At 63.6% G+C, this 11,505-nt stretch carries 12 protein-coding genes; 6 read left to right on the top strand and 6 right to left on the bottom strand.

Translation table 11 applies throughout. The features are described 5' to 3' along the window. Positions 1–375: 375 nt before the first annotated feature. The 3 genes from HKK80_RS06195 to tuf form a co-directional block, all read right to left on the bottom strand. Positions 376–1,413: a hypothetical protein gene (locus HKK80_RS06195; RefSeq protein WP_411798736.1), complete on the bottom strand. Its 1,038-nt coding sequence runs from the start codon at positions 1,411–1,413 to the stop codon at positions 376–378. Positions 1,414–1,532: 119 nt separating this feature from the next. Further along, entirely contained in the window at positions 1,533–1,841 is a 309-nt protein-coding gene (gene rpsJ / locus HKK80_RS06190) for a 30S ribosomal protein S10 (RefSeq protein ID WP_021060477.1), read from the bottom strand. Continuing rightward, a complete protein-coding gene (gene tuf, locus HKK80_RS06185; RefSeq protein ID WP_411798735.1) occupies positions 1,842–3,107 on the bottom strand; it encodes a translation elongation factor EF-1 subunit alpha in 1,266 nt (421 codons plus the stop codon). A 201-nt stretch (positions 3,108–3,308) separates the two neighbouring features. Here tuf and HKK80_RS06180 point away from each other — a divergent pair, with 201 nt between their 5' ends. Beyond that, entirely contained in the window at positions 3,309–4,397 is a 1,089-nt protein-coding gene (locus tag HKK80_RS06180) for a helix-turn-helix transcriptional regulator (protein WP_411798734.1), read from the top strand. Positions 4,398–4,527: 130 nt separating this feature from the next. Next, the gene (locus HKK80_RS06175; protein ID WP_411798733.1) at positions 4,528–5,472 is read left to right on the top strand and encodes a hypothetical protein; all 945 of its coding nucleotides are present in this window, start codon (positions 4,528–4,530) and stop codon (positions 5,470–5,472) included. 38 nt (positions 5,473–5,510) lie between these two features. Here the strand turns inward: HKK80_RS06175 and HKK80_RS06170 are convergent, their stop codons facing one another. The 3 genes from HKK80_RS06170 to HKK80_RS06160 form a co-directional block, all read right to left on the bottom strand. Further along, positions 5,511–6,470 (bottom strand): homoserine dehydrogenase, encoded by a 960-nt coding sequence (locus HKK80_RS06170; RefSeq protein WP_411798732.1) that lies wholly within the window; start codon positions 6,468–6,470, stop codon positions 5,511–5,513. After that, positions 6,467–6,997: an amino acid-binding protein gene (locus tag HKK80_RS06165; protein ID WP_411798731.1), complete on the bottom strand. Its 531-nt coding sequence runs from the start codon at positions 6,995–6,997 to the stop codon at positions 6,467–6,469. Before HKK80_RS06165 ends, HKK80_RS06170 begins: the two co-directional genes overlap by 4 nt. A 204-nt stretch (positions 6,998–7,201) precedes the next feature. After that, entirely contained in the window at positions 7,202–9,388 is a 2,187-nt protein-coding gene (locus HKK80_RS06160) for an elongation factor EF-2 (protein ID WP_411798730.1), read from the bottom strand. Positions 9,389–9,602: 214 nt separating this feature from the next. Here HKK80_RS06160 and HKK80_RS06155 point away from each other — a divergent pair, with 214 nt between their 5' ends. From HKK80_RS06155 to HKK80_RS06140, 4 genes are all read left to right on the top strand, one after another. Continuing rightward, positions 9,603–9,980 (top strand): hypothetical protein, encoded by a 378-nt coding sequence (locus HKK80_RS06155; protein ID WP_411798729.1) that lies wholly within the window; start codon positions 9,603–9,605, stop codon positions 9,978–9,980. After that, a complete protein-coding gene (locus tag HKK80_RS06150; protein WP_185911701.1) occupies positions 9,977–10,117 on the top strand; it encodes a hypothetical protein in 141 nt (46 codons plus the stop codon). Before HKK80_RS06155 ends, HKK80_RS06150 begins: the two co-directional genes overlap by 4 nt. After that, positions 10,117–10,293 carry a hypothetical protein gene (locus HKK80_RS06145; RefSeq protein ID WP_411798728.1) on the top strand — a complete coding sequence of 59 codons (177 nt, stop codon included), beginning with the start codon at positions 10,117–10,119 and terminating at the stop codon, positions 10,291–10,293. The genes HKK80_RS06150 and HKK80_RS06145 overlap by 1 nt, the downstream gene beginning before the upstream one ends. A 469-nt stretch (positions 10,294–10,762) precedes the next feature. After that, positions 10,763–11,500 (top strand): DUF5781 family protein, encoded by a 738-nt coding sequence (locus HKK80_RS06140; RefSeq protein WP_411798727.1) that lies wholly within the window; start codon positions 10,763–10,765, stop codon positions 11,498–11,500. Positions 11,501–11,505 lie beyond the last annotated feature (5 nt).

The raw sequence follows: 11,505 nt of genomic DNA, 5'->3' as shown, positions 1-11,505 counted from the left end.
CTCAAGCGCAACCTCTTCAAGCCGACCCATTACCAAATCTACTACGTCTATCGGTAAATATCTTGATTAAACACTATCAGTCCGCCAGGAAGTCGGTTGGTTGGTGGGTCGATTCACCTGATTGCCTGTCCGTCTCTCTGACCCGTCAGCGACACCACGCTTTTCCCCGTACCAGCTAATATCGCGTCCGTGACCGAGTCACCCGTTCAGTGTCCCATCTGCGGCTGGACAGGTACCGTATCGGATCTCGACACCACCGACACAGAGCCCGAATGCCCGGTCTGTGAGGAGCCGGTATCGCCGTAGCCGTCAGCGGCAGCGGCGGTGGATGCCTCACCGCGCCAGGGGTGGTAGTGGCGATCGAATTGCCCGTTCTCACTGATCCCATTCGACCTCGCTCACGCCGTCAGTTTCTCGGAGGATGAAGGGGCCGATCGACAGCGTGTGTTTCGTCACGGTTGCGATCCGCATCACGTAGGCGATCAACAGCAGGAATGGCAACAAAGCGAGCGTCGTCGCAGCCGCCACGGCGAGGACAACCGTATCGACCCCAACAACCGCGCCACCGTAGTCGGCGGCATCGAAAAAGGCGATCATCACCGCCGAAACGAGCAGTGCGGGCACGGAGACCACGAGGATCTGTTGTGAGAGGTTGATCAGCTCCCACTGGAAGTACAGCGTCTTGAAGTGTTCCCGCGCCGGCCCAAAGAGTTTCAGCACCCCAATCAGTTCGTCAAGGGCGTCGCTGGCGTCGGGGCTCAGGCTGTCATCGTACCGCTCGTTGATCCGGCGAGCAGCGAAGATCTTCCACGAGTAATTAAAATTGAGTGCCGCAGACACCACACCAAAGCTACCAAACTGCGCGCCGTCGAGACCGGCCGACACCCGGTCGGCGTTGTCGGTGAGACTGTCCGTGAGGTCAGTGATCTCCGCCCGGAGCTCCGGGTCGGCGGTTTCCGGAACGGCGTCTCGGAGGGCAGCAGCCCGTTTGCCGGCCACATCGACAAGCGCGCGGAGGAACTGCGCGGGGCGGGCAGGGCTGACCGCTGTGCCGATCTCCGAGGCAACGTCCTCGCGGAACGCCATCGCGCCAGCCATCCGGTCGCGCTGGTCGCCGGCAGCACCGAGCTCTTGGGACAACACCAGTTGATTCAGCGTGAGCACGAGCGTGACGCCCGTGATCGTCGCCGTCAACAGTCCCTGAAACAGCGTTTCGACCGGATCGCCCGATCGAACCGCAGCCGCACCGCCAGGCGTGAGCGACCCAACACCGACGAGCACACAGAAGATGATGCCAAGCAACAGCCCCGTGACAAGCCAGCGGTCGGCTGCAAGCAACAACCACTGTTTCAGCCGGCTCCCTGCGACGCGGTCGACCAGTCGGTCGCTCGGCGTGTCGGCGTCGGCTGACATACGCCCGCTCGCGTGGCGATGATAAAAAATCCGGCGACGCCGGAGAGAGCGTGGTCACTACCCGGTCAAAAACAAGCGAAAACGATGGGCCGCGAAGGCCTTAGCGCGGCGACGGTGGCTCAGTCTTCGAGGACGATCTCGATGCTGACCTCGTTGGGCACCTGCACACGCATGAGCTGGCGGAGCGCGCGTTCGTCGGCGTCCAGATCGATCAGCCGCTTGTGGACGCGCATTTCCCAGTGCTCCCACGTCGCGGTGCCTTCGCCGTCAGGCGACTTCCGCGAGGGGATCTCCAGGGTCTTCGTCGGCAGCGGGATCGGCCCGCTGAGCGTGACGCCGGTTTTCTCGGCGATCTCCCGCACGTCGTCGCAGATGTCGTCGAGATCCTCGGGGTGGGTTCCGGCGAGGCGGACTCGTGCTTGCTGCATTTATCGCTCGTTAACTTCGAGCACTTTGCCGGCCGCGATGGTCTGGCCCATGTCCCGAACCGCGAAGCTGCCGAGCTCCGGAATCTCACCCGAGGGCTCGATGCTGAGCGGTTTCTGCGGGCGCACCGTCACGATGGCGGCGTCGCCCGACTGGATGAAGTCCGGGTTCTCCTCGGCGACCTCGCCCGTCGAGGGGTCGAGCTTCTGGTCGATGGACTCGATGGTACAGGCGACCTGCGCCGTGTGGGCGTGGAAGACCGGCGTGTACCCCGAGGTGATCACCGACGGATGCTGCATGACGACCAGTTGGGCCTGGAACGTCTCGGCGACGCTCGGCGGGTCGTCGGCCGGCCCACAGACGTCACCGCGTCGGATGTCGTCCTTGCCGATGCCGCGGACGTTGAAGCCGACGTTGTCACCGGGACCAGCCGAGGGGACTTCCTCGTGGTGCATCTCGACGGTCTTGACCTCGCCGCCGACATCCGAGGGCTGGAAGGAGACATTGTTGCCCGGCTCCATCGTTCCGGTTTCGATCCGTCCGACCGGGACGGTACCGATGCCAGAGATGGTGTACACGTCCTGGATCGGGAGTCGGAGCGGCGCGTCCGTCGGCGGCTCGACTTCCGGCAGGTCGTTGAGGGCTTCCAGCAGCGTGTCGCCGCTGTACCAGCCCGTGTTGTCGGAGGCCTCGGCGATGTTGTCGCCCTCGAACGCCGAGATCGGGATGAAGCTCGCGTTCTCGATGTCGAAGCGAACCTGATTGAGAAGGTCGGTGACCTCGTCTTTGACCGACTCGTATTCGGCCTCGCCGTAGTCGACAAGATCCATCTTGTTGACGCCGACGATGAGCTCGTTGATACCGAGCGTGCGGGCGAGGAAGACGTGCTCGCGGGTCTGCGGGGCGACACCGTCGTCAGCAGCGACGACGAGTACCGCGTTGTCAGCCTGCGAGGCACCGGTGATCATGTTCTTCACGAAGTCGCGGTGGCCCGGACAGTCGACGATGGTGAAGTAGTACTCGTCGGTGTCGAACTCCTGGTGGGCGATGTCGATGGTGACACCGCGCTCGCGCTCCTCGGCGAGGTTGTCCATGACGTAGGCGAACTCGAAGCCGCCCTTGCCCTTCTCCTCGGCCTCTTCTTTGTGCTGTTCGATCACGTGCTCGGGGACGGAGCCTGTCTCGTACAGGAGCCGGCCCACGAGCGTGCTTTTGCCGTGGTCAACGTGGCCGATGATGGCCAAGTTCTGGTGTGGTTTGTCGCTCATGGGTAAAGTAACGCGCTAAGGCGTTCTGTGCAGCCTCTTTCGACTGTTCCCCGTAAAACCATTACGATACGTCGGCCGGGGGAGCCCGCTGCCGTCTTGCGGTTTGTGGGAGCACGTACCATGCGATGGCTGGGGAACCGGTGGGTGGGCACAGTGGGGCGACAACAGGGGAATTAACTCACCACACACCAACGACCCCGTATGCATCCGCGGATCGAGCTCGGTGTGCTCGCCGTCATCGTGATCGTACTCGCCGCGGCGACCGCCGGGGTGACGCCCGCCGCCGGCCAGACGGGCCTCATCGCCCAGCAGACGGCGGTCGACGCCGACGATGTCCGGATCACGGTCACCCTCGCCGAGGACGGTAGTGCCGAGTGGGAACTCGCCTTCCGGAGCGTCCTTGAGACCGACGACGACGAAGCCGCCTTCGAATCGCTGCAGAGCGATATTGCCGACGACCCCGCGGCCTACACCGACCCCTTCGCCGAGCGGATTCGCCGGACGGTCGCCACCGCCGAAAACACGACCAACCGTGAGATGGCCGCCGACTCGTTCAGCGTCGACACCGAAACCCAGTCGCTCGGTCGGGAGTACGGGATCGTCACCTACCGATTCACCTGGGCAAACTTCGCAACCACGACTGACGACGAGTTCCGGGCTGGCGACGCCATCGACGGCTTCTTTCTCGACGACCAAACCCGGCTTCGGATAGGGTGGCCCGACGACTACACCGCCGATTCGGTGACGCCCGCGGCCGACGAAACCCCGGACAACGCCGTCGTCTGGGATGGCGACTCAACGGACTTTGTGACGGGTGAGCCCCGAATCGTCGTTGCCTCGGGCGGGGGCGGACTCACACCGGGTATGCTGATCGGGATCATCATCGTCATCCTCCTTGCGGGTGTCGGCGGCTGGTTCTACCAGCGACGAGACAGCGACGACCAGCCGCCAGCGACGGCCGGGGCCACCAACACCGGTTCAGCGACCGACGCCGATACCGACGCACGCCACACCAAGACTGACACAGCCGCCGCAGCCGACGATGAGCCCGATCCGGAGCTCCTCAGCAACGAAGAACAGGTGCTTCGCCTGCTCGACGACCACGGCGGTCGGATGAAACAAAAACAGGTCATCGAGGAACTCGGCTGGACCGACGCCAAGACAAGCAAGGTCGTCAGCGGGCTTCGGGAGGACGGACAGATCGACTCCTTCCGGATCGGTCGAGAAAACGTGCTGACGTATCCCGACAAGAAGCTGACCGACGATACCGATGACGAGGCCGATGAGTAGCCGCCCCCACAATCTGATCAAATCACCAGCAGACGCCGGGATGAACCGATCGCAACTCGGCGAAAACGGCGGTGATTCGGCGACACTACCGTCGGTTTATAACCGATACGGGTGCCTACGAGAAATCATCATGAACCGACCGACGACCCTGTTTGGAACCGCCCTCCTCGCGGCGATGGTGATCGCGCTGGCGGCCATCGCCGGCGGCGTCACCGCCACCGCTGGGCCGGCAGCCGCCCCGCAAGTCGCCGCAAACGACACGACCGCAAACGCGACCGCGCCGGGTGCCCAACTCGCCGGCGTTGTCGGCGTTCAGCAGACCGAGGTCGACAGCGATCTCGACAACCGAACCTTCGGGCTCCGCGTTGCCAACGCCGACAGCGACGCGGAACGCGCCGCGATCATCGCCGAACGCCAGAACAGCACGCAAGCCCAGCTAGCCAGCCAGAGCGACCGGCTCGCTACCCTCAGAGAAGCGCGGGCAAACGGCACCATCTCGAACGCCGAGTACCGCGCCAGAGTCGCCACCGTCGCCGCGCAGGCGGCCGACACCGAACGCGACGCCGCCCAGTTGAACCGCACCGCCAGCCAGCTACCTGAGGAGGTCAGAGAGCGCAACAACATCAACGTGACTGCCATCGATCGACTCCAGGCCGACGCCCGCACCCTCGGTGGACCGGAAACTGCTGAGATCGCGCGATCGATCAGCGGCACCACCGCGCGGAACCCGATGGCCGGTGGTAGCCGTGGCCCGCCGATGGGGACACCGGGTGCAGAGCAGGCGACCCCTGGCGGTTCGGGGCCAGTCGGTGAACGCGGTGGACGGGCTGATCGCGGCCCCGCAGGACAGGGGCCAGCAAACACCAGTGAGCAAGCGCAGACACCGGGAGAAGCCGGTCGTGATCGCAACGCGACCCCGGCTGAACCCAGCGAGCGACGCGGCGGCGGAAACAGCGAGAACACCGGGGGCGAACCCAACGACGACAACGACGACGCTGGTAGAGAAGGTAGTAGCGACACCGCCCGCAACAGTGGAAACAGTGACACCGCCGCCGGCAACCAAAACAGGCCGTAGCTCGTTGAAAAAGCCGAAATCGAAACCGACAGCCCGAGTTACTCGGTCAACCGACTCACATCCGACAGCACCGCGGTCGCCGTTTCGGGGCCGCCGGCACCGCGGCCGCTGATGTTCAGCCGGCCGGCATGGGTCGTCTCCAGTTGGACGATGTTGAGCGTCCCTGTCACCGACAGCGGGCCGTCGTCGGGAACGAGTCGCGGGCCGACACTGACACCCTCCGGCGTCGCCTCACCGATCAGCCGGATCGTCCGGCCATCCTCGGCGGCAAGTTCGAGCGCGGTGCCGGGGATATCGGTGATCCCCTCAACCGTCGCATCGTCGAGGGTATACTCCTCGTCGCCGTCGGCCAGCACATTCGAGAGGATGACGAACTTCAGGGCGGCGTCGATCCCCTCCACATCGAACGTTGGGTCAGCCTCGGCGACGCCGAGATCCTGGGCCTCCGCCAGCACGTGGTCGTAATCCAGCCCCTCGGCGGCCATCCGCGAGAGGATGAAGTTCGCGGTGCCGTTGAGCACCCCGCGGGCGGCGGTGATGTGGTTCGGGCCGAAGTCGTCGATCGTCGAGCAGATCGGGATCGCACCGCCGACGGTCGCCTCGAATCGGATCTGACCCTCGCTTTTGGCCTCCAACTCGCGGAGATCGCCGTACCGCTCGGCGACCGGCCCCTTGTTGGCGAGGACGGCGTGTTTGTCGCGGTTGAGCGCGTGGGCGACGTGTGAGAAGCCGGGTTCGGCATCGCCGAGCGTTGTTGGGGTTGCCTCGACCAGCACGTCGTAGTCGGCATCGAGCGCGTCGTCTGGATCGCTGTCGCCAACAACACCCTCGTCGGCTTTGCGGTCGAGGACGGCCTCGGTGTCGATGCCGTCAGCATCGATTGCGGCCGACGAAGAGTCGGCGACGGCGGTGACGGTGTGGCCGTACTCGGCGGCCAACTCGACGACCGAGCGGCCGACCGCGCCGACACCGAGGACGGCGAGTCGTGCTCCCGTCATTGGGTGCCCTCCGTGAGCGGTTCGATGACATGGAGATCCTTGCCGTCGGCGATCGCTCGAAGCGTCGACAGCACCTCATCGGTCGTCCCCGCTTTGGTTTTCAGGCGCATTCGAGCACTCGAACTGTCGTCGTTGCCGCGGGGTGCCGACAGCGAGAGGTCGGTCAACGATGCGTTGGCAGAGGCTTCGACCTGCTGGAGGGTATCCGAGAGATCGGTATCAATGAGGTGGCCGACCAGGAGGACGACCAGTTCCTCGTCGTACCGCTCGGAGCCGGCCTGAATCACGTTGACGCCGGCCTCACGCAGGGAGTCGACGATCCGATCGAAGCGATCCGGGGCGCAGGAAACATCAACCTCGACAGGGATGTGGCCCCGCGGGGTGACGTTGCCGCGCTCGTGGTAGATCGACATGAGATTGCCGCCGGCCTCCGAGATCGGTTCGAGGGCTCGCAGCAGCTCGCCGGGTTCGTCGACGAGTTCAAGCCGGATGGTGTGGGTTTGCACCTCGCTTGCTGTGTCGCTCATCGGCGACCACCTCGGTGTGTGGGTGGACACGGTGTCGGTGTCGATCCCGACAGAGAGCCGCGGCTCCGTCGTGCGATACTAACCGGTCGGGAACGTGCCGTGTCCGTCGGCATACAGGTGTGACGTTTTGACGGACGGTATAAGACTGCATCGAAGGCGGCTCTCTGACGGCAGACCAGCAAAAACAGCGCGTCGACAGCGACGTTAGATGTAGTCGATGCTCGGCGGGAGCTCCTGCTTCATCCCTTTGCGCTCGCGGATCTCGCTGATCTTCTCGGGCTGGAGGCTGTCGACCAGCACGCGGAAGCCGGCGTTTTCGGTGTTCCAGGAGGCACGACCCTCGGTGGCCGAGCGAATATCGGACGAAAAGCCGATCATCTCCTCGACGGGGGCGATCCCCTCGATCACCATGAGGTCACCCTCCTGGTACATGTCGTCGACGCGGCCGCGGCGACCCTGAATCTCGCCGGAGGCATCGCCCATGTACTCCGAGGGCACGTCGATGCGAACATCCTGGATCGGCTCCAGCATCTTGATCTTCGCGTCGATCAGCGAGCGGTGCACCGCATCGCGGACAGCCGGGATGACCTGTGCCGGGCCACGGTGGATGGTGTCCTCGTGGAGCTTGGCGTCGTGAAGGCGCAGCAGCGCGCCCTGCACCGGCTCGGCGGCGAGTGGACCGTCTTCGAGGGCGTCTTCGAGGCCTTCGATGACGAGCTCCATCGTCTCGTTGAGGTGCTGAATCCCTTTTGTCTCGTCGATGAGAACGTTCGTGTTGAAGATGTGCTCGACGTTCTGGGAAGTGTCTTTGTCCATGCCGGCCTCCTGCAGGGCCTCACGGCGTTCGAGCTCCGGCATATCCATCGACGCTTTGCCGAGATGGATCGCGTCGACGATGTCCTGATCCATCGGCTCGGCGGTGATGTAGAACTTGTTGTGGCGGTTCGGCGAGACACCCTCGACCTCGCGGGATTCCTCCTGCGGTTGCTCCCGGAAGACGACAATTGGTTCGCCGGTGTGAACGTCGATGCCCTGATTGTCGCGGATGCGGTGGGTGATAACTTCGAGGTGCAGCTCGCCCTGGCCGGAGATCAGGTGTTCGCCGGTGTCCTCGTTGATCTCGATCTGGATCGTCGGATCCTCTTTGGCGACCTGCTGGAGCACCTCGATGAGCTTCGGCAGGTCGTCCATCGTCTTCGCCTCAACGGATTTCGTGATGACGGGCTCGGAGATGTGCTCGATCGACTCGAACGGTGTCATCTCAACGCTGGAGACGGTCGAGCCCGCAATCGCATCCTTCAGGCCGGTGACGGCGGCGATGTTGCCGGCGGGGACGGCCTCAACCTCCTCGCGTTCGCCACCCATGAAGATCCCGACCGACTGGACGCGGTTGGTGCCCGCAGTCCCGGAGACATAGAGGTTCTGGCCCTTTTCGATGGTGCCGGAGAACAGTCGCCCGGTGGCGATTTCGCCGGCGTGGGGATCCATCGAGATATCCGTCGACATGAAGACGACCTCGCCGTCCTCGTCGACCATCCGCATGCTTTCGGCGAGATCGGAGTCGGCGTCACCGCGCCAGACCGTCGGGATACGACGGGGCTGGGCGTCGACAGGGTTCGGGAAGTGCTCTGCAACCATGTCGAGAACGACGTTCGACAGCGGGGTTCGCTCCTGCAGTTCCATCCGACCTTCCTCGCCGCTGCGTTCGAGCTCCATGATATCGCCGAAGTCGATGCCGGTGCGCTGCATCGACGGCATCGAGACGCCCCACTTGTAGAGCGCGGAGCCGAAGCCGACGGTGCCGTCCTCGACGGAGACCGTCCAGTCGTAGTCCTCTTCTTCGGTCATCCCGCGGATGAGCTCGTTGACATCGGAGATCACCGACAGCAGCCGCTTCTGCATCTCCTCGGGGCCTTCCTGGAGCTCGTTGATGAGCCGGTCGACCTTGTTGATGAAGAGTGCGGGTTTGACGCCCTCGCGAAGTGCCTGCCGGAGGACGGTCTCGGTCTGCGGCATCGCGCCCTCGACGGCGTCGACAACGACGAGCGCGCCGTCGACGGCACGCATCGCCCGGGTCACGTCGCCACCGAAGTCGACGTGGCCTGGCGTGTCGATGAGGTTGATGAGGTGGTTGGTGTCCTCGTACTCGTGGGTCATCGAGACGTTTGCCGCGTCGATGGTGATCCCGCGTTCCTGTTCGTCCTCCTCGGTGTCCATCGCCAGCTGCTGGCCGGCGGTCTCGTCGGAGATCATGCCCGCGCCTGCGAGCAGGTTGTCTGTCAGCGTCGTCTTACCGTGGTCGACGTGGGCGGCGATGGCGATGTTCCGGATGTTCTCCGGGTTGTCCATCAGCCGCTCACACTCGTTGACGATCTTTTTTCGTCGGCCCATTATACAGACGGATACCGGCAGGAGGGTGAAAAGCATAGTGTTTCGCCGCGCGTTTATCCGCCCGTAAACGACGGTTAGGAGCCGAAAACCGACGACTGCGTGTGTGGTGGGTTGCCACAGGGTGCGACGGCATGATGAGAGTTGAGAGCGGCAACGACCATGTGCCGCGAAACGACCGACCGAACTACAATCCCGGCGGTCGGCAGAAATGACAATGGGTAAGAAGGAACCGCGCGAATACGACCGGGAGTACACCACCCCGCTGAAACATCGGGCCCGGCGACGCATCGGCTACACACACCACCGAGGGACAGTGACCCGATTTGTCGTCCAGTTGGAATACCGAGTCGACGGTGAGTGGATGGAAGTGGTTCGCTTCGACCACGATCCGAAGAGCGACCACGCCCACGATGTGACCGAAGAGGGCGTCCACATGGACGTATATCGTGATGGTGAGAAACTCCGGTCAGAAGAGGTCTTCCCGCCGATGAGGGCGGGTGAGGCTCTCACATTCGCCGAAGAACACTTGAATCAGCACGCCGAACGATACATCAACAGGTTCGAAACATGGCACGAGATCAAGAGCCGATGACCGACGAGGAGATCGCCGAGTTCGAGGCAGCGATGGACGAACAGGCCGAACAGCTCCGCGAGGCCCTCGCCGAGGATCTCGGTGGCGACCCAGAAGACTATCGGCGAAAGCCGGTTGCTGACGGTGGTGAAAGCTAGTGGAACGCGTGACAGACGCAGAGATCGAAGCTCTCTGCGAAGCAATGGACGACCAGCGTGCGGAAATCCGCGAGGCACTGGCGGAAGACCTCGGTGGCAAGCCCGAAGACGATGACGCCGAAGCACACCGCAACGACCGCGCCGGTGAGCCTGTCGCCGACGGCGGCGACCACTAAGTTGCGCACTGGATACTGACTGTTTTCTTGTTTAGTCAACGACGGTGTTGGAATAAGAGCAGCCAAACAGCGGGTCAGCCGACTGATCAACTGCACCCTGGCGGAATGAAAGGGCGAGACGCGCGTGGCGGCGAAGCCGCCACGTTTGCGGCGGCCGGCGTGGCCGGCCGCTCGGCGAACCCGGACGTTCACGAGAGCAAGCTCTCGTGAGCCAACCAGAAATCTCCGATTTCTGGTGACGACGTAAGCACCCCAGTGAGCGAAGCGAACGAGGAGCGCAGCGAGCGCGCGGTCGACCGCAGGGAGACCGCGATCCGATCGAACGGCGACCAACGGGAGCCGTGAGAGTCCCGGGAGTCGAGCGCGTCGAGGGCTTTCTACACCTAACTCATTGATCCAGCTTCTCAACTGACAACCATGTATAGCCGCGAAACACCCATATAGCTCCCACGCCTTGGTACATTTACACATGGATGTTCGTGTCCAGGGAACGGTCGCCCCGGATCCGTTTTTGAGCGCGGCCGATCTCCTCGAAACCGAATACAGTCTCTCACGACCCGTCGAGGTGCACGTCCGCGAAAACCCAGACGAGCGCACGTGGGCGGCCCACTACGACGACCACCACGTCCTCAACATCTCCCGGCAAGCGGCCACCAGCGTGCTGGCACGCGAACTGGCCTTGCATGAGTTCGCCCACATGGCCCGCTATGAGCAACGACACGCCTCCCACACCCAATCGACCGACGAAGCCCTGTTTCTCGCCCTCGCCGGCGAGTCAGTCGAACGCCGAAAGCTCGCCCACTGCTACCAGATCGCCAACCACATGAAGGACATCTACGCCGACGATATCACCCTCTCGCTTGCGCCCGCGAGCAAGCTTGTGGACTTTTTCGCCTCGAAGCTCGCAACTGCGATTTCTGACCACAACAGCGACGACAAGGGGTTTTCTCCAGTCGAAACAAAGGGGGCAGATCCGGAGATGACCGTCGTCAACGCTGCCTTCGCCTTGGCGTTGGTCGAACGCCACGGTCTCGTCGACGCCGAGCATCGGCTCTACGAGCTGGCCGACACAGCGGCCGCGGCCGCGCCGGGGGTTGATCTCGGGAGCTTCAAACAGCGGTTCAAAACGTTGGGCGATGATCCGACCGAAAGCGAGTATCGGAAATCGTTGGTGGAGATGACGCGGGCGTACGCGACCGCGGAGTGAAAGCC

The organism is Halonotius sp. F2-221B (assembly GCF_046719765.1).
Lineage (GTDB): Archaea > Halobacteriota > Halobacteria > Halobacteriales > Haloferacaceae > Halonotius.
This window is presented reverse-complemented; position numbering and strand designations above follow the sequence as displayed.